Origin of the sequence: Jannaschia halovivens, assembly GCF_046452375.1 — a bacterium.
GTDB classification, from domain to species: Bacteria; Pseudomonadota; Alphaproteobacteria; order Rhodobacterales; family Rhodobacteraceae; genus Jannaschia; species Jannaschia halovivens.
In genome coordinates this window covers 125,782-147,446 of the sequence record NZ_JBKFDJ010000002.1, presented here as the reverse complement: position 1 = coordinate 147,446, position 21,665 = coordinate 125,782, and the positions used below count along the sequence as shown (strand labels likewise).

General features: G+C 69.3%; 28 protein-coding genes. 22 read left to right on the top strand and 6 right to left on the bottom strand.

Annotated features, from left to right (window positions below; genetic code table 11):
- A complete protein-coding gene (locus ACK8OR_RS14080) occupies positions 1–237 on the top strand; it encodes a hypothetical protein (protein ID WP_410190050.1) in 237 nt (78 codons plus the stop codon).
- Positions 238–292: 55 nt separating this feature from the next.
- Positions 293–1,852, top strand: a complete 1,560-nt coding sequence (locus ACK8OR_RS14075; protein WP_410190049.1) for a GMC family oxidoreductase — start codon at positions 293–295, stop codon at positions 1,850–1,852.
- Positions 1,853–1,867: 15 nt separating this feature from the next.
- Here the strand turns inward: ACK8OR_RS14075 and ACK8OR_RS14070 are convergent, their stop codons facing one another.
- A complete protein-coding gene (locus ACK8OR_RS14070) occupies positions 1,868–2,338 on the bottom strand; it encodes a c-type cytochrome (RefSeq protein ID WP_410190048.1) in 471 nt (156 codons plus the stop codon).
- Between the two features lie 139 nt (positions 2,339–2,477).
- Here ACK8OR_RS14070 and ispH point away from each other — a divergent pair, with 139 nt between their 5' ends.
- A complete protein-coding gene (gene ispH, locus ACK8OR_RS14065; RefSeq protein ID WP_410190047.1) occupies positions 2,478–3,428 on the top strand; it encodes a 4-hydroxy-3-methylbut-2-enyl diphosphate reductase in 951 nt (316 codons plus the stop codon).
- Between the two features lie 138 nt (positions 3,429–3,566).
- Positions 3,567–3,695 carry a hypothetical protein gene (locus ACK8OR_RS14060; protein ID WP_410190046.1) on the top strand — a complete coding sequence of 43 codons (129 nt, stop codon included), beginning with the start codon at positions 3,567–3,569 and terminating at the stop codon, positions 3,693–3,695.
- A gap of 53 nt (positions 3,696–3,748) precedes the next feature.
- Here ACK8OR_RS14060 and ACK8OR_RS14055 read toward each other — a convergent pair whose 3' ends face one another.
- Positions 3,749–3,988, bottom strand: a complete 240-nt coding sequence (locus ACK8OR_RS14055) for an excalibur calcium-binding domain-containing protein (protein ID WP_410190045.1) — start codon at positions 3,986–3,988, stop codon at positions 3,749–3,751.
- Positions 3,989–4,206: 218 nt separating this feature from the next.
- On the opposite strand from ACK8OR_RS14055, the gene ACK8OR_RS14050 reads away from it, so the two are divergent.
- The 17 genes from ACK8OR_RS14050 (at position 4,207) to recO (ending at position 16,255) form a co-directional block, all read left to right on the top strand.
- On the top strand, positions 4,207–4,662 hold the full coding sequence (locus tag ACK8OR_RS14050; RefSeq protein WP_410190044.1) for a DUF3429 domain-containing protein: 456 nt from the start codon (positions 4,207–4,209) through the stop codon (positions 4,660–4,662).
- On the top strand, positions 4,659–5,246 hold the full coding sequence (locus tag ACK8OR_RS14045) for a class I SAM-dependent methyltransferase (protein WP_410190043.1): 588 nt from the start codon (positions 4,659–4,661) through the stop codon (positions 5,244–5,246). The genes ACK8OR_RS14050 and ACK8OR_RS14045 overlap by 4 nt, the downstream gene beginning before the upstream one ends.
- A complete protein-coding gene (gene rnhA, locus ACK8OR_RS14040) occupies positions 5,239–5,703 on the top strand; it encodes a ribonuclease HI (RefSeq protein ID WP_410190042.1) in 465 nt (154 codons plus the stop codon). Before ACK8OR_RS14045 ends, rnhA begins: the two co-directional genes overlap by 8 nt.
- A gap of 43 nt (positions 5,704–5,746) precedes the next feature.
- On the top strand, positions 5,747–6,370 hold the full coding sequence (locus ACK8OR_RS14035; RefSeq protein ID WP_410190041.1) for a trimeric intracellular cation channel family protein: 624 nt from the start codon (positions 5,747–5,749) through the stop codon (positions 6,368–6,370).
- 18 nt (positions 6,371–6,388) lie between these two features.
- Positions 6,389–6,949, top strand: coding sequence for a 2-amino-4-hydroxy-6-hydroxymethyldihydropteridine diphosphokinase (folK, locus tag ACK8OR_RS14030; RefSeq protein ID WP_410190040.1), 561 nt, complete (start codon positions 6,389–6,391; stop codon positions 6,947–6,949).
- 86 nt (positions 6,950–7,035) lie between these two features.
- Positions 7,036–7,389 carry a DNA-directed RNA polymerase subunit omega gene (gene rpoZ / locus ACK8OR_RS14025; RefSeq protein WP_410190039.1) on the top strand — a complete coding sequence of 118 codons (354 nt, stop codon included), beginning with the start codon at positions 7,036–7,038 and terminating at the stop codon, positions 7,387–7,389.
- Between the two features lie 19 nt (positions 7,390–7,408).
- A complete protein-coding gene (locus ACK8OR_RS14020) occupies positions 7,409–9,556 on the top strand; it encodes a RelA/SpoT family protein (protein WP_410190038.1) in 2,148 nt (715 codons plus the stop codon).
- 25 nt (positions 9,557–9,581) lie between these two features.
- A complete protein-coding gene (locus ACK8OR_RS14015; RefSeq protein ID WP_410190037.1) occupies positions 9,582–10,271 on the top strand; it encodes a DUF2062 domain-containing protein in 690 nt (229 codons plus the stop codon).
- Between the two features lie 80 nt (positions 10,272–10,351).
- Entirely contained in the window at positions 10,352–11,095 is a 744-nt protein-coding gene (locus ACK8OR_RS14010; RefSeq protein ID WP_410190036.1) for a pyridoxine 5'-phosphate synthase, read from the top strand.
- Positions 11,092–11,517 carry a hypothetical protein gene (locus ACK8OR_RS14005; RefSeq protein WP_410190035.1) on the top strand — a complete coding sequence of 142 codons (426 nt, stop codon included), beginning with the start codon at positions 11,092–11,094 and terminating at the stop codon, positions 11,515–11,517. The genes ACK8OR_RS14010 and ACK8OR_RS14005 overlap by 4 nt, the downstream gene beginning before the upstream one ends.
- Positions 11,514–12,107, top strand: coding sequence for a LysE family translocator (locus ACK8OR_RS14000; RefSeq protein ID WP_410190034.1), 594 nt, complete (start codon positions 11,514–11,516; stop codon positions 12,105–12,107). Before ACK8OR_RS14005 ends, ACK8OR_RS14000 begins: the two co-directional genes overlap by 4 nt.
- Positions 12,104–12,505, top strand: a complete 402-nt coding sequence (gene acpS, locus ACK8OR_RS13995; RefSeq protein ID WP_410190033.1) for a holo-ACP synthase — start codon at positions 12,104–12,106, stop codon at positions 12,503–12,505. The genes ACK8OR_RS14000 and acpS overlap by 4 nt, the downstream gene beginning before the upstream one ends.
- Positions 12,506–12,584: 79 nt before the next feature.
- On the top strand, positions 12,585–13,373 hold the full coding sequence (gene lepB / locus ACK8OR_RS13990) for a signal peptidase I (RefSeq protein WP_410190032.1): 789 nt from the start codon (positions 12,585–12,587) through the stop codon (positions 13,371–13,373).
- 67 nt (positions 13,374–13,440) lie between these two features.
- Positions 13,441–14,121, top strand: coding sequence for a ribonuclease III (rnc, locus tag ACK8OR_RS13985; protein ID WP_410190031.1), 681 nt, complete (start codon positions 13,441–13,443; stop codon positions 14,119–14,121).
- A 49-nt stretch (positions 14,122–14,170) separates the two neighbouring features.
- Positions 14,171–15,091, top strand: coding sequence for a GTPase Era (era, locus tag ACK8OR_RS13980; RefSeq protein WP_410190030.1), 921 nt, complete (start codon positions 14,171–14,173; stop codon positions 15,089–15,091).
- Positions 15,092–15,203: 112 nt separating this feature from the next.
- On the top strand, positions 15,204–15,536 hold the full coding sequence (locus ACK8OR_RS13975) for a DUF1491 family protein (RefSeq protein ID WP_410190029.1): 333 nt from the start codon (positions 15,204–15,206) through the stop codon (positions 15,534–15,536).
- Positions 15,536–16,255: a DNA repair protein RecO gene (gene recO, locus ACK8OR_RS13970; RefSeq protein ID WP_410190028.1), complete on the top strand. Its 720-nt coding sequence runs from the start codon at positions 15,536–15,538 to the stop codon at positions 16,253–16,255. The genes ACK8OR_RS13975 and recO overlap by 1 nt, the downstream gene beginning before the upstream one ends.
- A 5-nt stretch (positions 16,256–16,260) precedes the next feature.
- On the opposite strand, the gene ACK8OR_RS13965 is transcribed toward recO, so the two are convergent.
- The gene (locus tag ACK8OR_RS13965) at positions 16,261–16,641 is read right to left on the bottom strand and encodes an META domain-containing protein (RefSeq protein ID WP_410190027.1); all 381 of its coding nucleotides are present in this window, start codon (positions 16,639–16,641) and stop codon (positions 16,261–16,263) included.
- 108 nt (positions 16,642–16,749) lie between these two features.
- Positions 16,750–18,441 carry an acyl-CoA dehydrogenase family protein gene (locus tag ACK8OR_RS13960; RefSeq protein ID WP_410190026.1) on the bottom strand — a complete coding sequence of 564 codons (1,692 nt, stop codon included), beginning with the start codon at positions 18,439–18,441 and terminating at the stop codon, positions 16,750–16,752.
- Positions 18,442–18,577: 136 nt separating this feature from the next.
- On the opposite strand from ACK8OR_RS13960, the gene ACK8OR_RS13955 reads away from it, so the two are divergent.
- Positions 18,578–19,336: a sulfite exporter TauE/SafE family protein gene (locus ACK8OR_RS13955; RefSeq protein ID WP_410190025.1), complete on the top strand. Its 759-nt coding sequence runs from the start codon at positions 18,578–18,580 to the stop codon at positions 19,334–19,336.
- A 3-nt stretch (positions 19,337–19,339) separates the two neighbouring features.
- Here the strand turns inward: ACK8OR_RS13955 and ACK8OR_RS13950 are convergent, their stop codons facing one another.
- Complete coding sequence (locus ACK8OR_RS13950; RefSeq protein WP_410190024.1) at positions 19,340–19,858, bottom strand: DUF3859 domain-containing protein; 519 nt, start codon at positions 19,856–19,858, stop codon at positions 19,340–19,342.
- The gene (locus ACK8OR_RS13945; protein WP_410190023.1) at positions 19,843–21,438 is read right to left on the bottom strand and encodes a phosphoenolpyruvate carboxykinase; all 1,596 of its coding nucleotides are present in this window, start codon (positions 21,436–21,438) and stop codon (positions 19,843–19,845) included. The genes ACK8OR_RS13950 and ACK8OR_RS13945 overlap by 16 nt, the downstream gene beginning before the upstream one ends.
- Positions 21,439–21,665: the final 227 nt, after the last annotated feature.

Below are 21,665 nucleotides of genomic sequence, written 5' to 3'. Positions count from 1 at the left end.
ATGTTTCCCACCCTGATCGGAACCGTCGTGATCGCTGGCATCGTCGGCTACGTCTCGGAACGCTCGGGCTTCACCCATAACGGCTACCTGCAGAGCATCATCATCTGCATCGGCGGCGCGTTCCTGATGTATTTCGTGACTTTGATGTTCGGGATCGGGTTCCGCTCCTCGGGGCTGAATGCCATCGCGGCATCGATCGGCGCGCTCATCATCGTGCCCTTCCACTGGCGCCGCTGACGCCCGCGCGACGCGGGGCTTTCCGCGACGCCGCGCGCATGATCCTCTGGCCGTCATGGATCACGACGTCATCATCGTCGGCGCGGGCACGGCCGGCTGCCTTCTGGCCAACCGTCTGAGCGCCGATCCCGCTACCCGCGTCCTTCTGGTCGAAGCGGGCGGGCGCGACACCTATCCGTGGATCCACGTCCCGGCCGGGTATCTCTACACCATGGGCAATCCGCGCACCGACTGGTGCCTCAGGACCGCGCCGGTGCCGGGGCTCGCGGGGCGCGCGCTGGCCTATCCGCGGGGCCGCGTCCTCGGCGGCTGCAGCAGCATCAACGGCATGATCTACATGCGCGGACAGGCCGCCGACTGGGACGGTTGGGCGCAGGCCGGGCATCGCGGCTGGGGCTGGGACGACATGCTGCCGTTCTTCAAGCGCCACGAGGCCCATGTCGACGGCGGCGACGACGTCCATGGCGGCGCGGGCGAGTTGGCCATCGACCGCCAGCGGCTGCACTGGCCGATCCTCGATGCGGTGCGCGACGCGATGGTGGCCACCGGCGTGCCCGAGGCGCGCGACTTCAACCGCGGCGACAACGAGGGCGTCGGGTACTACCAGGTCACGCAGCGGGGTGGGCGCAGGCTCTCGGCGGCGGGCGCGTTCCTCAAGCCCGCGCAGGGCCGTCCGAACCTCGCCGTCTCGGTCGGCGCGCAGGTTGCGCGGGTGGTGATCGAGGGCGGCATCGCGCGCGGCATCGAACTCATGGATGGGCGGCGGATCACGGCGGCTCGCGTCATCCTCAGCGCGGGGTCCGTCGGCTCGCCGCACCTGCTGGAGCTGTCGGGCGTGGGGGACGGCGACCGGCTACAGGGCCTCGGGATCGAGACGCGCCACCACAACGCGGCGGTCGGTGCTGAATTGCAGGACCATCTCCAGATGCGGCCGGTCTTTCGCGTCCGGGGCGCCGAGACGCTGAACGACCGGGCCGCGACGCTGGCCGGCAAGGCGCGGATCGCGCTGGAATACGCGCTGCATCGACGTGGGCCGCTGTCGATGGCGCCGTCGCAGCTCGGCGCTTTCGTGCGGTCCGGCCCCGAGGTCGCGACGGCGGATCTGCAATACCACTTCCAGCCGCTCAGCCTCGAAGCCTTCGGCGAGGATCTCGACCCGTTTCCCGCCGTCACCGCCAGCGTCTGCAACCTGCGGCCCCGGTCGCGCGGCCATGTCCGCGCCGTCAGCCCCGATCCCGGGACCCCGCCCGAGATCCAGCCCAACTACCTCGCCGACGAGGCCGACCGCATCGTCGCCATGCGCGCGATGGAGCGGACGCGCGCGCTGTTCCGCGCCGCGCCGCTCGCGCGCTACCGGCCTGAGGAGGTGCGCCCCGGCGACGTCCATACCGAACGCGAGGCGCTTCTGACCGAGGTCGCGCGCAACGCGTCGAGCATCTTCCACCCGGTCGGCACCTGCGGGATGGGGCGCGTCGTCGACGACCGGCTGGCGGTGATCGGCGTGGGCGGGCTGCATGTCGTGGATGCCAGCGTCATGCCGTCGATCGTGTCGGGCAACACCAACGCGCCGACCCTCGCCATCGCCGAGAAGGCGGCGGCGATGATGATGGCGTGAGAAGGCGCACAGCGCTCAGCGTTCGGCGTGGCGTGCGTCGATCTCTTCATGGGCGGCGATGATCTCGGCGGGCCAGGTCGACTTGATATAGGCAAGCGTCGCGGCGATCTCCTCCTCGGAAAGGACGTCGCCGAAGCCCTGCATGGCGCTCTTGTAGCCACCGCCGACCATTTCTTCGGACCCAAGCCGAGTGATCGCGATCAGCATCTCGGACGGATGGTGCCAGGTATGACCGCTTTCGTCATGCGGCGGCGCAGGCAGAAGGCCGTCTGCATCGCGGACCCTCCAATCCGGCTGTCCTTCGAGGTCGGCGCCGTGGCAGGCAGCGCATTGCACGTCGTAGATCGCCTTTCCCCGCCCGACGACCTCCGGGTCGTCATGCGCCAGCCGCGGCCCCGCATCGGCATCGGCCGGGACCGGGCGAAGCAGGAAGGCCGAGACCGCCGCGGCGGCGGCGAGGACGAGGATCAGAAGGCGGCGTTGCATGGCGATCTCCGGGACGGGTGCGCGGCGCATCGCATCCCTCCCGCGGGGGAAGGGAAGTCACGACACCGTGAGCGGTGCCCGTCGCTTTACCCGATGCCGCGCATTGCCTACATCCCGGAGGGACCTACGGAGTGCCACGATGAGTAAGCCCCCCCTGACCCTCTACATGGCCGCGCCGCGCGGGTTCTGCGCGGGCGTCGACCGGGCCATCAAGATCGTCGAGATGGCGCTCGAGAAATGGGGCGCGCCCGTCTACGTGCGCCACGAGATCGTGCACAACAAGTTCGTCGTCGACGGGTTGCGCGACCGCGGCGCGGTCTTCGTCGAGGAGCTGGACGACTGCCCCCCTGACCGCCCCGTGATCTTCAGCGCGCATGGCGTGCCGAAGGCGGTCCCGGCAGAGGCCGCCGCGCGCGATATGCTGTTCGTCGACGCGACCTGTCCCCTGGTATCCAAGGTCCATATCGAGGCCGCACGGCATTCCGAAGCAGGGCTCCAGATGGTGATGATCGGCCATGCCGGCCATCCCGAGACCGTCGGCACGATGGGCCAGTTGCCGCCGGGCGAGGTCCTGCTGGTCGAGACGGCTGAGGATGTCGCGACACTCGCACCCCGCGATCCCGACCGCCTCGCCTTCATCACGCAAACGACGCTATCGGTCGATGACACGGCCGAGGTCGTGGCCGCGCTGAAGGCCCGGTTCCCGGCCATCGTCGGTCCCCACAAGGAAGACATCTGCTACGCGACGACCAACCGCCAGGAGGCTGTGAAGGCCATGGCGCCGAAGGTCGACGCGATGCTGGTGGTGGGCGCGCCCAACTCGTCGAATTCCAAGCGGCTGGTCGAGGTCGGGACGCGCGCGGGCTGCGGCTACGCGCAACTGGTGCAACGGGCGTCCGACATCGACTGGCGCGCGCTCGACGGCATCGCGTCGGTCGGGATCACCGCGGGCGCGAGTGCGCCCGAAATCCTCATCGAGGAAGTCGTGCAGGCCTTCCTCGAGCGCTACGATGTCACGATGGACCAGATTGTCACCGCCGAGGAGAACGTCGAGTTCAAGGTGCCCCGCGTGTTGCGGCAAGCGGGCTGAAGGTCGAGCACGCGTGCTCTCACGCGCGGCTCGCCGAGCCGTGACGGAACGTGGTTTGAACGTGTGGGGCGGGTGCGACATCTTGTCTGGCAAGAGCTCCGGCATCCCGCCGGACCACACCCTGGAAAGGCATCTGCCATGCCCTATTCGCTTCGCATCCCCGCGCTCCTTCTCGGCGCGCTGCTTCTGACCACCATCGCCGTCCCGACGGTCTCGGTCCTCGCCGGAGCGCAGGCCCCGGCCGTGCGCATCGACATGCTGATGTGACGTCGTTCCCGGTTCCCTTCGCCCCGGCGGGGACCGGTGATGCGGGACCGCGCCTAGCGCTCGCAGGCGATGCCGTCGCCGTCGCGGTCAAGTTGGTATTCGTCCCAACCCACGACTCGGACCGGTCCACGGACGTAGTAGGGTCCGTTCCCGCTGCCGCCGGCACAGTCGACATCGCTGACGCCCGCGGGCACGCAGACCAGCTCGTAGCTGCTGTGACAGGACTGCGCGACGGTACCGCCGAGCGGGATCGCGGCGAGGATCGTGGCCAGAGCCATGAGGGCAACGTTCATATTCATTAACGATTGGTTAACAGCGCGTGCGTGGCCAGAGAAGGGATCGGTCGCCTTTCTCGTGGAAACGAGCTGTTAACCCTTTCCGGATGGTGCCGACGAAGTTCTCCTGAGGATCGCACCGCCCGATGCCCGACCGCAGCGCCCTATCTCGCGCGTACACCATCGCGAACCGGCACGGGGTTCCCCGCCGCCGCGCACCGTGGCATCCCGGCCCCATGTTCGACGCCCAGATCCCCCGATCCGCCCTGCTCCTCGGCCTCGCCGGTCTGCTGCCGTTCTTCTGGGCCGTGGTCACGATGTTCGTCCCCGCCGCTTACGCGCTGACCTATGAGTGGCTCGGCGGGCGCTTCGTGGCACCGTTCGTCGGGTTGCAATACGGCACCATCATCCTTTCCTTCATGTCCGGCGTGCTCTGGGGCTTCGCGACCCGCGCCGAAGGGTCGGTCGCGGCCACGGGATACGCGCTGTCGACGCTGCCCGCGCTCTGGGCATTCTTCATGGTCGGCGGAGGTCCGGTGTCGGCGGCGATCGCGCTGATCGCGGGGTTCGTCGGCCTTCTCGGGCTTGACTGGCTCTTCTGGAACCAGGGTCTCGCGCCGCGCTGGTGGATGGCGCTCCGGCTTCTCCTCACGGCCGGGGTCGTGGCCTGCCTTCTGCCGGTGGCGCTGTGACCGACCGCAAGACGATCGCGGTCTACGACGCGAAGGCCGAAGACTATGCCGAAGCCTTCGACGGCCCTGTGCCCCGCGATCTCGAGGATTTCGCGGACCATCTGCCGCCTGGCGGTCGCGTACTCGACCTCGGATGCGGTCCGGGCGCGATGTCCGGGTGGCTGGCCGACATGGGCTTCGCGGTCGAAGCCTGGGACGCCTCCGCCGAGATGGTCGGCCGGGCAGGGAGGTGGCGCGGCGTCGAGGCGCGGCAAGCCAGCTTCTCGGACCTGACGGCGGAGGACGCCTTCGACGGCATCTGGGCGAGCTTTTCGCTGCTCCATGCGCGGCGCGCCGACCTGCCCGATCTGATCGCCCGCATCGCCCGCGCCTGCCGCCCCGGCGGTACCGTCTACGTCGCGATGAAGATCGGGACGGGCGAGGGGCGCGACGCGCTAGGCCGCTTCTACACCTACGTCACGGAGCCCGAACTGACCGGCTGGCTGACCGATGCGGGCCTGCGCCTCGGGCCGGTGCGCACCGGGCGCGCCACGGGGCTGGCCGGGACACATGACCCCTATATTACGGTGATCGCACATGCCTGACCTCTTCGCCTATACCGACGGCGCCTGCTCGGGAAATCCGGGGCCGGGGGGCTGGGGCGCGATCCTGATCGCCCGCGACGGCGACGCGGTCGTGAAGGAGCGCGAGTTGAAGGGCGGCGAGGCCGACACGACCAACAACCGCATGGAGCTGATGGCGGCCATCGCGGTGCTCGAAGCCCTGTCGCGGCCCTCGAACCTGACGGTCATCACCGACAGCGCCTATGTGAAGGGCGGGATCACGGGCTGGCTGCACGGCTGGAAGCGGAACGGCTGGAAGACCTCGACCCGGAAACCCGTGAAGAACGAGGACCTGTGGCGCCGCCTGGACGAGGCGGCGGCGCGCCACGACGTGACCTGGGAATGGGTCAAGGGCCATGCCGGCCACCCCGAGAACGAGCGGGCCGACGCGCTGGCCCGCGCCGGGATGGCGCCGTTCAAGCCGGGACGCACGGGGTGAGCGCGCGCCGGGCCCGCGCGGGAAGCGCAGGGGCGAGGGCCGCGTGACCGCGCTCATCGCCCTCGACCTCGCCTCGGTCCTCGTCTTCGCGATCACCGGCGCGCTGACGGCGGCCCGCGCCCAGCTCGACCCCATCGGCTTCATCTTCATCGCCTGCCTGACGGCGGTCGGCGGCGGCACCACCCGCGATCTCCTGCTCGGGCGTGATCCGGTCTTCTGGGTGGCCGACCCTCTGCCCGTCGCGACCGCCGGGGTCGCCGCGATGGCGGTCTTCTTCACGCATCACCTGCTGGTGTCGCGGCTGACGGTGCTGATCTGGCTCGACGCGGTCGCGCTCTCGGTGGCGGTCGCGGCTGGCGTGGGCGTGGCACAGGGGCTCGGGCACCCGATCTGGACGCAGATCGTGATGGGGATCGTCACGGGCTGCATGGGCGGGCTGTTGCGGGACGTGGTCTGCAACGAGCTGCCGCTGGTCCTGAAGCAGGGCGAACTCTACGTCACCGCGGCCTTGGCGGGGGGCGGCGCCGCCGTGGCGGCGCGCGAACTCAGCGGCTCGCCCTTGGTGGGGCTCGCGGCCTGTGTCGCGGTGACCTTCGCGCTCCGCGCCGGTTCGATCCGCTTCGGCTGGCGTCTGCCCAGCTTCCGCGCGCGACCGCCGCGACCCTGACGGCGAGGAGGGACCGCCATGACGCTGCACCTCGTCGCGCTGGGCGCCAATACGGGCGCGACACCCGCCGCGAACGCCCGCGTCCTCTTGCGCGCCGTGGGCCGGATCGGCGGCGCTGTCGCCTTGTCGCGGGCCTGGGCCACGCCCGCCTGGCCGCCCGGCGCGGGGCCCGATTTCGTCAACGCCGCCGCCGTAATTCACGCGCCGATCCCGCCCGCCGCGATGCTGGCGCGGCTGGCGCGGGTCGAGGCGCGGGCAGGCCGGGTTCGTGACCGGCGATGGGGACCGCGCATCCTCGACCTCGACCTCGTCGCCGCGGGCCAGCTCGTGCGGCCAGATCCGGCGACGGTCCGGCGTTGGATCGGGCTCGACGCGGACGCGCAGGCCCGCGACGCGCCCGAGACGCTGATCCTGCCGCATCCGCGCCTGCAGGATCGCGCCTTCGTTCTGGGCCCGCTCGGCGATGTCGCACCCCGTTGGCGTCACCCGCTGACGGGGCGCAGCGTGGCCGCGATGTGGGCCGCGTTGCCGGGGCATGCGCGCGCCGCCGCCCGGCCGATGCCCTGGCCCGGCGTTTGACGCGGCGACGGGGCCGCAGGGGCTTGCGGTTTTCCGAACATGCTCATAAGTCAAGCCCTCTCCGATCCGCTTGAGAAGGTGCTGCCATGGCCCGCGTTACCGTCGAAGACTGCGTCGACAAGGTTCCGAACCGCTTCGACCTCGTGATGCTCGCCGCGCATCGCGCCCGCGAGATCGCGACCGGCAGCCCGCTGACCGTGGACCGCGACAACGACAAGAACCCCGTCGTCGCCCTGCGCGAGATCGCCGACGAGACGCAATCCGCCGAAGACCTGCGCGAGCGCCTGATCGAGTCGAATCAGACCCAGATCGAGGTCGACGAGCCGGAAGAGGAAAGCATGTCCCTGCTGATGGGTGTCGAGAAGGACGCCCCCGCGCAGGACGACATGTCCGAGGAGAAGCTGCTGCGTGCGCTGATGGAGGCGCAGGGCCAGCAATAACGACCGGGAGGCGCGCGCGATGATCGAGGTCGAGGACCTGATCGCGCTGGTGCGCGCCTACAACCCCCGGACGGACACCGCCCTGATCCGCGCGGCCTACGATTACGGCCGCGAGATGCACGAGGGCCAGCTCCGCCGCTCGGGCGAGCCCTATTTCACCCATCCCGTCGAAGTCGCGAGCCTGCTGACCGAGCAGCGTCTCGACGACGCGACCATCGTGACCGCGCTCCTGCACGACACGATCGAGGACACCCGCGCCTCCTATGCCGACGTCGCGCAGCGCTTCGGCGAGGAGATCGCAAAGCTCGTCAACGGCGTCACAAAGCTGACCGGGCTGGAGCTGACCTCGTCCGAGACCAAGCAGGCCGAGAACTTCCGCAAACTCTTCATGGCGATGTCCGAGGACCTGCGGGTCATCCTCGTCAAGCTGACCGACCGGCTGCACAACATGCGCACGATCCGGCACATGGAGCCGCACAAGCAGGCGCAGAAGGCCCACGAGACGATGGAGATCTATGCGCCGCTGGCCGGTCGCATGGGCATGCAATGGATGCGCGAGGAGCTGGAGGATCTGGCCTTCTCGGTCCTCAACCCCGAGGCCCGCAACTCGATCCTGCGCCGCTTCGTGTCGCTCCAGAAGGAATCCGGCGACGTCATCCGCCGCATCACCTCCGATATCGAGCTGGAGCTGGAGCGCGCGGGGCTCGAGGCGAACGTCATGGGCCGCGCCAAACGTCCATTCTCGATCTGGCGCAAGATGGAGGAGAAGGAGATCGGCTTCAGCCGGCTCTCGGACATCTGGGGCTTTCGGATCGTGACAACCTCCGAAGGCGACTGCTACCGCGCGCTGGGCGCCGTGCACCAACGCTGGCGCGCCGTGCCGGGCCGCTTCAAGGACTATATCAGCCAGCCGAAATCAAACGGCTACCGCTCGATCCACACCACCGTGTCGGGCCGCGACGGCAAGCGGGTCGAGGTCCAGATCCGCACCCGCGAGATGCACGAGGTCGCCGAACGTGGCGTCGCCGCGCATTGGTCCTATCGCGACGGCGTGCGGGCCGAGAACCGCTTCGCCGTCGATCCCGCCGAATGGCTGGCACATATGACCGAGCGGTTCGAGGAAGCCGCCGACCACGCCGAGTTCATGGAATCCGTGAAGCTCGAGATGTATACCGACCAGGTCTTCTGCTTCACGCCCAAGGGCGACGTCGTGAAGCTGCCGAAGGGCGCCACCCCGATCGACTTCGCCTATGCCATCCACACGCGGATCGGGCACCGGACAGTGTCGGCGCGGGTCGACGGGATGCGCGTGCCGCTCTGGACCCGGCTGCGCAACGGCCAGTCGGTCGAGGTCATCACCGCCGAAGCCCAGAGCCCGCAGGCCACCTGGATCGACATCGCGGTCACGGGCCGCGCCAAGTCCGCGATCCGCCGCGCCCTCAAGGCCGAGCGTCGTGGCGGGCATGTGCGGCTGGGGCGCGAACTGGCCCGCGCGGCCTTCGCCCATGCCGGCAAGCGCCTGTCCGACAAGGCCACCGACACCGCGGCGCGCGCCATGGGTCACGAGGATGGCGAGGATCTGCTGGCGGCGATCGGTGCCTCGGAGGTCAGCGCGCGTGCGGTGATCGATGTCCTATTCCCCGAACTGTCGCAGACCCGGCCCGTCCCCGATATCGGCCCCGAGAAGGCCATCGTCGGCCTCGATCCGCGCTCGCATTACGACCGCGCGCCTTGCTGCCAGCCGCTTCCGGGCGAGCGGATCGTCGGGATCACCAATCGCGGCCGTGGCGTCACGATCCACGCCATCGATTGTCCCCGGATGACCGAATTCGAGGACCAGACCGAGCGCTGGGTCGACATCCACTGGTCGCCCGGTCACCACGCCGCGCGCAACGCGGTGACGCTCGACATGACGATTTCGAACGATCCGGGCGTGCTGGGACGAATCTGCACGTTGATCGCCGAGCAGAACGCCAATATCTCGGACCTGCGCTTCAAGGACCGCAAACCCGACTTCTTCAGCCTGCTGATCGATGTCGAGGTCCGCGACAGCGAACACCTGCATGCCGTCATCATGGCGTGCGATAGCGACAACGATGTGGCCCAGGTCCGGCGGCATCGCGCCCAATCCACCCGCCCGGCGACCGACGAGTCCGTCCCCGCCTGAGACCGAGGAGGCCGCGGAGAGCCAAGTGTTCAAGCGCCGCGACAGATTGCCGGTCTGGCAGACCGTCCTCCACGCGCTCTGGCCGCGGGGCGGCTGGAAGCGGGCGGCGCTCTACGTCAAGCACCGGCTGCGCCGCCTGCCGGACACGCCCCGCAAGATCAGCCGGGGCATCATGGCTGGCGTGTTCACGACCTTCACGCCGTTCTACGGGCTGCATTTCGTCGTCGCGGCGCTGGTCGCGTTCCTGCTGCGCGGCAACGTAATGGCCGCGCTGCTGGGGACGTTCTTCGGCAATCCGCTGACCTACGTGCCGATCGGGGTCGTGTCGCTCAACTTGGGGCACTGGATGCTCGGGACCGAGATCCGGGGCGAGGTCGACGAGAACATCTTCGGCAAGTTCGTCCGCGCCGGCGAGGATTTCTTCTGGAACGCCTGGTACGCGCTGCGCGGCATTCCCGTCGACTGGACCGCGACGCAGATCTTCTGGAACGACATCTTCTTTCCGTGGCTCGTCGGCGGGCTGATCCCCGGCATCTTCACCGGCATCGCGGCCTATACGGTCAGCCTGCCGCTGATCGAGGCGTATCAGCGTCGACGACGCGGCGCCCTGAAGAAGAAGCTCGACGAGATTCGCCGCAAGGCCGCCGTCCGCGCCGCCGAAAAGGCCGCCGCCAAGGGTGCCAAGGGCGAGAAACCGGGGCAGGGCGCCTCCTGAGACGGGGCCCGCGACCGCGCGCGCCCCTTTCCCCCCGCGCCCCGGCCGCTATGGTCCGCTGAAAGATCCCGGAGACGCCAATGCCCCCCCTTCGCCTCGGCATCAATATCGATCACGTCGCCACGGTGCGGAACGCGCGGGGCGGCGACAATCCCGATCCGGTGCGCGCCGCGTGCATGGCTGAAGCGGCCGGAGCCGACGGCATCACCGCCCATCTGCGCGAGGATCGCAGGCATATCCGTGACGCCGACATGGAAGCGATCCGGCACGCCATCGGCATCCCGCTGAACTTCGAGATGGCCGCCACCGAGGAGATGGCCCGCATCGCGACCGAGACCCGGCCCCACGCTGTCTGCCTCGTCCCCGAAAGGCGCGAGGAGCGGACGACCGAGGGCGGGCTGGAAGTCGCGGGCGACGCGAACCGCCTGACGGGCTACATCGCGCCCTTGGCCGAGTTCGCGCGCGTCTCGCTCTTCGTGGCCGCCGATCCCCGCCAGATCGAGGCCAGCGCCCGCGTCGGGGCCGCCGTGGTCGAGCTCCACACCGGCGCCTATGCCGACGCGGTGGCCGAAGGCGCCCATGACGCCGCCGCCGCCGAGCTGGAGCGTCTGACCGCCGCCGCCGCACAGGCCCACGGCCTCGGGCTCGAGGTCCATGCGGGGCACGGGCTGACCTATGACAACGTCGCCCCCATCGCCGCCATCCCCGAGGTGGTCGAGCTGAATATCGGGCACTTCCTGATGGGCGAGGCGATGTTCGTGGGCCTGCCCGCCGCCATCGCCGAGATGCGCCGCCTGATGGACCTCGCGCGGGGCGCGGCATGAGGTCGGTCGTCCTCGGCGGGCTTGCCACGCTGGCCCTGATCGCCCCGCCCGCCGCCGCACAGGTGGTCGGCGATTGCGACAGCTGGATCGCCAGCGCCCGCAACGTGGCCTGGGACGACGCGACGCGGACCTTCGCCAATGGCGCCATCCGGTTGGTCCTACTCGACACGACCGAACCCGCCGCGGCAGCCTTCCACGTCATGGTGACCTTCCCGCCGCCGGACGACCCGTTCCTCGACTGCCGCCTCGTCTCGGCGGGGGAGGGGCTCGGCTTCACCAGCCTCTCGCTGGAACGGGCGCATGCGACTTACGACCCCGCGCGCGGCCTGACCGTCGAGATCCCCGGACTGACCTACGAGGGCGACGCGCTCCTCGTGAGTTTCACTGTCGATCAGGCCGCCGGCACCGTGACCGTGCCATGACAGCGATCCTTCTCGCCTTCGCGCTCGTCACCTACGCCCCCGGTCCCGCCAACCTCGCCGTCTCCGTGCTCGCCATGGGGCAGGGGCCCCGACCGGCGATCCGCATGGCGTTGGGGCTGGCACTCGGGCTGGCCGCCTGGGGCATCGCGGCGGCGCTGGGCCTCGGCGCGATGCTCGCGGCCTCCGAAGTCGCGATGACCGGCCTGCGGCTTGGGGGTGGCGCGATCCTCCTCTGGCTCGCCTGGTCCGGCCTTCGCGGCGCAGGCCGTACCGCTGCTGCGCCTGCGGCGATCCGCGCGCCGTTCCGCACCGGCCTCCTCCTCAACCTGTCGAACCCGAAGGCCGTGCTCGCATGGCTTGCGGCGCTCGCCGTGGGGCTCGACGCCTCCGCCGGGGCCGGGCCGCTCGTAATGGCCACGGCGGCCTGCGCCCTGATCGGGCTGTCGAACTACCTCCTTTGGGCGCTTTTGATGTCGCGCGACCTGCCGCGCCGCGCCTATATCCGCGCCCGCCGGGGCATCGAAACGGGCGTGGCGCTGATCTTCGGCGCGGCCGGGGCCGAGCTGATCCGGCAGGGGGTCACGCGATGATCCTCGGGATCGGAACCGACCTCGCCAATATCGAGCGCATCCAAGGCGTGCTGGACCGCTTCGGCGACCGCTTCCGCGACCGCGTCTTCACCGCGACCGAGCAGCGCAAGGCCGAGGGCCGCAAGGACGTGGCCGGCACCTATGCCAAGCGCTGGGCCGCCAAGGAGGCCTGCTCCAAGGCGCTGGGCACCGGCCTGAGGATGGGGATCGCGTGGAAGGACATGCATGTCACCAACCTGCGCACCGGCCAGCCCGTCATGCAGGTCACCGGCTGGGCCGCCGAGCGGCTGGAGCGGATGACCCCCGACGGCTACGAGGCGGTGATCCACGTCTCGCTGACCGACGACCACCCCTGGGCGCAGGCCTTCGTTGTGATCGAGGCGCGCCCCTACGCCTGATCCGTCGCGTTCACCCTGCGGCCCGGTTGACATCCCACGGCCCCGAAGGCACCCCCGAAGCCATTCGGAGGAACGCGCGATGGCAGCCAAGGCAGAGAAGAAGGAAGGCATCCTCGAGACGGTCAAGACCGTTCTCTGGGCGCTGGTGATCGCGGGGGTCTTTCGCACGCTCTTCTTCCAGCCGTTCTGGATCCCGTCGGGCTCGATGAAGGACACGTTGCTGATCGGCGACTTCCTCTTCGTCAACAAGATGGCCTACGGCTATTCGCGCCATTCCTGCCCGTTCTCGATGTGCCCGATCTCGGGGCGCATCCTCGGGTCCGAGCCGCAGCGCGGCGACGTCATCGTCTTCCGCCACCCGGTCAACGGCACCGATTTCATCAAGCGGCTGATCGGCCTGCCCGGCGATACCGTCCAGATGCGCGACGGCGCGCTCTGGCTGAACGGCGCGCCGGTTCCGACCGCGCCGGTCGAGCCCTTCATCGAGATCAAGGCCCCGCAAGGGCCGCAGCGCCTCACGCCGCGCTGCGCCAACGAGCCGGTGGGCCTCGGCGGCGACTGCATCAAGGGGCGCGCCCTCGAAAGCCTGCCCGGCGCCGACGAGGCGCATCCGATCCTCGATATCGGCACCAGCCAGACCGACACCACGCCCGTCTTCACCGTTCCCGAGGGGCAGTATTTCTTCATGGGCGACAACCGCGACAACTCGCGCGACAGCCGCGTGCCCCGCTCGGTCGGCGGCGTCGGCTTCGTGCCCTACGAGAACCTGATCGGCCGCGCGGATCGGGTAATCTTCTCCTCGGCCGGCTCGCGGATGCTGTTCTTCTGGACCTGGCGGATGGACCGCTTCTTCGAGAAGATCGTGTGACCGCCGTGGCGGCCCCGGTCGCCGCGCGCGACATCGACCTGCCAGACCCCGCCGGGACGGTTGCGCCGTGAAGCTGTCGCGCGATCTCGCTGCGTTCCAGGAGCGGCTCGGATACGCGTTCGCCGACCGCGAACTCCTGATCCGCGCGATGACCCATGCCTCCTTCGGCTCCGAGACGCGGCCCGACAACCAGCGGCTCGAATTCCTCGGGGATCGGGTGCTCGGGCTCGTGATGGCCGAGGCGGTGATGGCCCAGGACGACACCGCGGCCGAGGGCCAGCTCGCGCCGCGCTTCAACGCGCTTGTCCGCAAGGAAACCTGCGCCGAGATGGCGCGCGCCATCGACCTGGGCGCGGTCCTGAAGCTCGGCAAATCCGAGCAGGTCACCGGCGGACGGCGCAAGCTGGCGCTTCTGGGCGACGGGATGGAGGCGCTGATCGCCGCGATCTATCTCGACGGCGGGCTGGCCGCGGCGCGCGAGGTGATCCTGCGCCTCTGGGGCGACCGCGTGGCCACTGTCGAGGACGACGCCCGCGACCCGAAGACCACGCTGCAGGAATGGGCGCAGGCACGCGGCATGGCCCCGCCCGATTACGAGGTCGTGGACCGCAGCGGCCCGGATCACGCACCGGTCTTCCGTATCCGTGCCGTGCTGGAAGACGGGCAGGCCGCCGAGGGCGAGGCCACGGCCAAGCGCGCCGCCGAACAGGACGCCGCGCGCCATCTTCTCGAGGCGTTGAAGGACTGAAGGCGCGGTCCCCGTTCCCTTCGGTGCGCAGGCAGCCTACATGGCCCCCATGACAGATCAGACCACACGCGCGGGCTTCATCGCCCTCATCGGCGAGCCGAATGCCGGCAAGTCCACGCTTCTCAACCGCATGGTGGGGGCGAAGGTCTCCATCGTGACCCACAAGGTCCAGACCACGCGCGCCCGCATCCGCGGCGTTGCGATGGAGGGCGCGGCCCAGCTCGTCTTCGTCGACACGCCCGGCCTGTTCCGGCCGCGCCGCCGTCTCGACCGCGCGATGGTGGCGGCGGCCTGGTCCGGCGCGGCCGATGCCGATGTCGTCGTCCTCCTGATCGAGGCGCATCGCGGCCTGACCGAAGGGGTCGAGGCGATCCTCACGGGCCTCGAGGACCGCGCACCCGACGCGCCGGTCCTCCTGGCGGTCAACAAGATCGACCGCGTGCAGGCCGAAGTGCTGCTGGCGCTGACTCAGAAGATGAACGATCGCTATCCCTTTGCGGGCACCTTCCTCATCTCCGCCGAGAAGGGTCACGGGGTCGCGGACCTGCGCGCCGACCTCGCCGCGCGCGTCCCCGAAGGGCCGTGGTTCTACCCCGAAGACCAGATCGCCGACGCGCCGCTCCGATCCATCGCCGCCGAGATCACCCGCGAGAAGCTGACCCTTCGTCTCCACCAGGAACTGCCCTACCAGCTCACCGTCGAGACCGAAGCGTGGGAAGACCGTCCGGACGGCTCCACCCGGATCGACCAGGTGATCTATGTCGTGCGCGACGGTCACAAGGGCATCGTTCTGGGCAACAAGGGCGAGACGACCAAGGCCGTCGGCAAGGCGTCGCGGCTGGAACTTGAGGAATTCCTCGGCCACCGCGTCCACCTCTTCCTGCAGGTCAAGGTCCGCCCCAACTGGCTCGACGAGGCCGAGCGGTTCGACGCGATGGGGCTCGACTTCAAGGATGGCGGCACCGCGTGACGGCGCGTCGCATATCCGGCCTGTCGGCTCCCGAGGGGGTGCCATCGATGTTCGTCAAATATGCCGGGGGGCGCGGGGGGCTGGCCCCCCGCTGCGCCGCCGCGCGCCGCCCGTGACCCCGCGCCTGACCGCCGCCTTCTGGGTCGCCGCCTATCGCAAGCGGCTGGACCTTCACGGCATCCCCTGCTTCGTCACCCGACATGGCGACGACACGTCCGGTTCGGTGCTCGTCAAGCTCAACACGCTGGACGGGCTTGCCTCGGTCCATCAGCGCAGCTTCGACCTGATGACGGGAGACCGCGCCTGGATCGTCCTCGCCGAGGGCCCCGAGGCTGAGTGCGACGCCGCCTGCGCGCGACAGGTGGGCTTCGACCCCGACCTCTGGGTGCTGGAGGTCGAGGACCGGGCCGGGCGGCACATGCTCGATGCCGAGGGCCTGGGCTGATGGAATGGCGCGACGAAGGCATCGTCCTCGCCGCGCGCCCCCATGGCGAGACGGCGGTGATCCTCGAGCTGTTCACCCGCGCCCATGGCCGCCATCTGGGCGTCGTCCATGGCGGCGTGTCGCGGCGGAAGGCGCCGATGCTGCAACTGGGCAACCAGCTCGACGCCGTCTGGCGCGCCCGGCTCGACACCCATATGGGCACCTGGACGGTCGAGCCGACCCGCGCCCGCGCCGCCGCGATCCTGACCGATCCGCTGCGCCTCGCGGCCCTCACATCGGCCTGCGCGCTCTGCGCCTTCGTCTTGCCCGAGCGCGAGGCGCTGCCCGCGTTCCAGGCCCGGACCGAGGCGCTCTGCGATGCGATCGCGGATGGGGAGGGATGGCTGCGGGATTACGTCTTCTGGGAAATGGCGCTGCTCGACATCTCGGGCTTCCGCCTCGATCTGTCGGCCTGTGCCGCGGGCGGGTCGGCCAACGACCTCGCCTATGTCAGCCCCCGGTCGGGCCGCGCGGTCAGTCGGGCAGGGGCAGGGGACTGGGCCAGCCGCCTGCTGCCGCTGCCCGAGATGATGATCGGGGGCGTGGCGAGCCTCGGGGGCGTGCGCGCGGCGCTGGACGTCACCGGGCATTTCCTCGCGCAGCGGCTGGCACCGTCGCTGGGCGAGAAGCCCCTGCCGCCGGCACGCGCACGCTTCCTCGATGCGCTGGCCCGCGCCTGACCGCGCTACTCCGCCTCGAACGCCGCCAGAAGCCCGTCCTCTCCCGAGAGGAGCAGGACGTCGCCCGCCACCTCGACGAGCGTCGCCGTCCGCAACATGGCGAAATACGTTTCCTCGAGATCCAGATCGGAACAGGACCGCCGCGTCGCCGCGATCTCGCCGATCTCGATCCACGGATAGGCGATGGTCTGCGCGGCGCGAAATCCGTTGCATGGCCCGTCCCCGGTCACGACGCCTTCCTCGGGGAAGCGCAGCGTGGCGCGGACCGACGCATCGGCGCCACCCATCTCGACCAGCACATAGGTCGCGGACCGGTCGGCATAGCCCGAGATCGTCTCGTCCGGGCAGAGCCCGACCGGAACACCGAAGGCGAGAAAGCACAGCATGGGCGACATCTAGCGGAACGGCCCGGGCCCGCCCATGACCGGCCAATCACGGCTGCGTCAGGGCAGGGCGCGGAGGCGCGGGCATCCACCGGGCGCCCCCCGAAGTTCCTAGGCCAGCAGGCGCCGTGCGATCACTTGCGCCTGGATCTCCGCCGCGCCCTCGAAGATGTTGAGGATTCGGGCGTCGCAAAGGAGGCGGCTGATCGGGTATTCCAACGCGAACCCGTTGCCGCCGTGGATCTGCAGGCCGTTATCCGCCGCGACCCAAGCCGTGCGCGCGCCCAGAAGCTTCGCCATCCCGGCCTCGATGTCGCAGCGCCGGTCCGCATCCTTCTCGGCGGCCGAATAGTAGGTGAGCTGCCGCGTCAACATGATCTCGACCGCCATCATCGCCAGCTTGTCGGACACCCGAGGGAACGCGATCAGCGGCTTGCCGAACTGGTTGCGTGTCTCGGCGTAGGCAAGTGCGGCGTCCAGCGCTGCCTGCGCCACGCCGATGGCCCGCGCGGCCGTCTGGATGCGCGCGCTCTCGAAGGTTTGCATCAGCTGCTTGAAGCCGTTTCCCTCGGCCTCGCCCAGAAGGTTGGCGCCATCGACGCGGAAATCGTCGAAATTGACCGTGTATTCCTTCATCCCGCGATAGCCGAGCACCTCGATCTCGCCACCCGAAATGCCGGGATCCTGCCACGGGGCGTCATCGGTGCCCGGCGTCTTCTCGGCCAGGAACATCGACAGGCCGCGGTAGTCGTCGGTGTCGGGCACCGTGCGCGCCAGAACCGTCATCACGTGGGTTCGCGCGGCGTGGGTGATCCAGGTCTTGTTGCCGTTCAGCACCCAGTCGTCGCCGTCGCGCACCGCCTTGGTGCGCAGGCTGCCGAGGTCCGAGCCGGTATTCGGCTCGGTGAAAACGGCGGTGGGGAGCGTCTCGCCCGAGGCGAGCTTCGGCAGCCAATGCGCCTTCTGCGCGTCCGTCCCGCCGGCCAGCACCAGTTCCGCCGCGATCTCGGACCGGGTCCCGAGGGAGCCTACGCCGATATAGCCCCGCGACAGCTCCTCCGAGACGACGCACATTGCGGCCTTCGGCAAGCCCAGCCCGCCGAACTCTTCGGGGATGGTCAGGCCGAACACGCCCATCTCGGCCATCTCGTCGATGACCTCCATCGGGATCAGCTCGTCCCTGAGGTGCCACTCGTGGGCATGGGGCGCGACCCGGGCCTGCGACCAGCGGCGGAACTGGTCGCGGATCATCTCCAGTTCCTCGTCGAGGCCGGTCGCCCCGAAGGTCGCGTTCGCCGTCCCGTCGCGCATCAGGGCCACGAGATGGGCGCGGGCGGCAGGCGTGTTCGCTGCGGTGCAGAGCGTCTCGACGGCCGGTGTGACCCACCCGTCGCGCGCCTCGGCCCCGAGGCCCAGGTCGCCCAGCCGGACGATCTCGCCCTGGCTCATCGGCAGGCCGCCCCTGATCTGCGCGAGGTACTCGCCAAACGCGATCTGGAGAAGCAACCGCTCCATTTCGCCCAACGTCCCCGCCGCATCCAGCCGGTCGGCCCAGTGCTGCATCTGCCGCAAAGCCTGCCCATAGGTCGCAAGCCACGCGAAGCCATGCGTTGCGGCCTGTTCGGCCTCGAGGCGCGCGGGGTCGATCCGGCCCTCGACCGTGACCCGGTCCGCCACCGCGATCCGCGCCGAAGCCACCAGCGCCTCGACCGCCGTGGCGGCCTCGGATGTCAGGGCGAGCAGATCGGGCAGCAGCACGGGATCGGCGACATCAAGGGGCATGGTCTGGCCATCATGGGGCATGGGTGTCTCCGCCGCGCAGGGAATCTTCTGTTTGCAGTTGCAGCGTAACTTAATTCCAGTTCGGAACGCCATCAAGGAATAATATGTCCAGCCATCGGCGCTGGCGACAGCGCGTGCGGCGGCGTAGAGGAATGGCATGGACGCCCTCACGCCCTTCCTCTGGACAATCTCCGTGGCGATCGCCTTCGGGGCGGGGCTCATCAAGGGCTCGATCGGGTTCGCCCTACCGCTCGTGATGGTGTCCGGCCTCTCGACCTTCCTCGATCCGCGTCTTGCGCTGGCGGGGCTGATCCTGCCGGTCCTTCTGACGAACGGGATGCAGGTGCTGCGCGCGGGCCTCGCCCCCGCTCTCGAGGCGACGCGTCACCACTGGCGCTACGTCCTGATGGTGGTGCTGGCGATCCTGATCGCGGGGCAGGCGGTGACCCTGATCCCCCGGCAGGTCTTCTATTTCGTACTCGGCATCCCGGTGGTCATCCTCTCGATCGTGCAGCTGGCCGGATGGGTTCTGACGATCCCGCCCGCGCGACGGGTGGCGGCGGAGTGGGGCGTCGGGCTGATCTCGGGGACGCTGGGCGGCCTCGTGGGAACGTGGGGGCCGACGACGGTCCTCTACCTGATGGCGATCGAGACACCGAAGGCGCGCCAGATGGTCGTGCAAGGCGTCATCTACGGCATCGGGTCCATCGCGCTTCTCGCGGCGCATCTCGCGTCGGGGGTGCTCAACAGCCAGACGATCTGGTTCTCGGTGGCGATGCTGGTCCCCGCGGTGATCGGCATGGCACTGGGCTTCCAGATCTCGGACCGGATGGATCAGGCGCGCTTTCGCAAGGTGACGCTCGTCGTGCTGGTGGTCGCGGGGCTGAACCTGATCCGCAAGGGGTTCGGGTTCTGACCGTCAGGACATGAACTGGAAGCAGACCTGCTCGACCGGACCGCGCGCGCCCTCATCGGTCACCTCGAAGGGCACGGACACGACCGGCACGCCCTCGATCTCGATCGCAAAGGTCCAGGGACCGGTGACCTTCTCGTAGTCATGCTCGAAGGTGAAGAGGTTGAGGTTCGTCGTTCCCGCGACGATCGTGTCGGTCCATTCCTCGCGCTCGACCCCGCGTGGCCCCATGGGCGGATGGGTGACGACGACGGTGACGACCTGCGTCGACGCGCCGTCCTTCAACGCGGTGCGGAACCCGAAGCTCAGGTCGTCCATCGTCGGCACGCGCCGCGCGTTCAGGTCGAAGGCTGTGCCGTATTCGATCTGGCGGATGACGCCCGCCTCGGTGCCGGGTGCCTCGATCAACTCGCCGGTGGTTATCCGGGGGCAGACGATCCCCGCCTCGACGAGGCGGACCTGTGCCGCCGCGGCCGACCCCGACAGGGCCAGCGCGGCGGCAAGGGGGATCAGCCGATGGCGCATGCCGCGACATCGTCGTCGATATGGGCGACGTACTGGCCGAAATTCTCGGCGAACATCTCGACCAGTTTTTCCGCCTGCAAGTCGTAGGCGTCCGCATCGGCCCAAGTGCCGCGCGGGTCCAGCAGTGCCGCGTCGACGCCGGGGCAGGCGACCGGAACCTCGAAGCCGAAATTCGGGTCCTTCCGGAACTCGCCCTGCGCCAGCGTGCCGTCCAGCGCCGCCGTCAGCAGCGCGCGGGTCGCCTTGATCGGCATCCGGTTGCCCGTGCCGTAGGCGCCGCCGGTCCAGCCGGTGTTCACCAGCCAGCAATCGGAGCCGTGGGACGCGATCTTGGCCTGCAGGAGCTTGCCGTAGACCTCGGGACGGCGCGGCATGAAGGGCGCGCCGAAGCAGGTCGAGAAGGTCGGCTCGGGCTCGGTCACGCCACGTTCGGTGCCCGCGACCTTGGACGTGAAACCCGACAGGAAGTGGTACATCGCCTGCGCTGGGGTCAGGCGCGCGATCGGGGGCAAGACGCCGAACGCGTCGCAGGTCAGCATGACGACGTTCTTCGGATGCCCGCCCAGCGCTGTGTCCGAAGCATTGGAGATGTAGTCCAGCGGGTAGGCGCAGCGCATGTTGGCCGTCAGGCTGTCGTCCTCGAAATCCAGTGCCAGGCTGTCGGGATCGAAGACCATGTTCTCGATCACCGTGCCGAAGCGGGTCGTCGTGTCGTAGATCTCGGGCTCGGCCGCACGGCTGAGATTGATCGTCTTGGCGTAGCACCCGCCTTCGAAGTTGAAGATACCGGTCTCGGACCAGCCATGCTCGTCATCGCCGATCAGCGTCCGGTCCGGTGCGGCCGACAGCGTCGTCTTGCCGGTGCCCGACAGGCCAAAGAACACCGCGGAATCGCCGGGGTCGCCCGTCGCGTGGTTGGCCGAGCAATGCATCGGCATCACGCCCTTCTCGGGCAGGATGTAGTTCAGGAGCGTGAAGACAGACTTCTTGTTCTCGCCCGCGTATTCCGTGCCCGCGATCAGGATTTCCTTCGCATCGAGGTTCATCGCGATGACGACCTCGCTCCGGCAGCCGTGGCGGGCGGGGTCCGCCTTGAAGGACGGGCAGTTGATGACGGTGTAGTCGGGCACGAACCCGGCGAGTTCCGACGCGTCGGGACGACGCAGAAGATGGCGGATGAAGAGGTTGTGCCACGCCAATTCGGTCACGACCCGCACGTCCAGCCGATGCGCCGGATCGGCCCCGGCATAGAGGTCCTGCACGAAATAGTCGCGCCCCTTCATATGCGTCAGCACGTCCGCCCGCAGCGCGGCGAAGCCGTCTTCGGACATCTCGGCGTTGCAGTCCCACCAGATCGTGTCGGCCGTGCCGGGGGTCCGGACGATATGCTTGTCCTTGGGCGAGCGGCCGGTGAATTTGCCCGTCGTCACGAGGAACGACCCGCCCTGTCCCAACGTGCCCTCGTCGCGGGCGAGAGCCTCCTGGATGATGGTCGGCTCGAGCAGGTTGTAATAGACGCGCCCGAGCCCGGTGATGCCGTGGGCCTCGAGCGTATGCTCGGGATTGACGCGCTGGGTCATGGTCCTGCTCCTCCCGAACCCGTGTCGGATGACCGCAGGCAATCAACGCGAACGGTCGGGGACGGGTTCCTCGGCCATCCCCTAGCATCGACCGCCCGAGGGGGGCAGTGCTCGTTAGCGCAACCATCTCATCCGATAGCGTAAACATGGCGCGCGGGCGCTCGGCGGCTTAACGCTGCCTTAATTGCACGAGGGCCACAGTCGTGCCTGCGAATCGGGTGATTCGC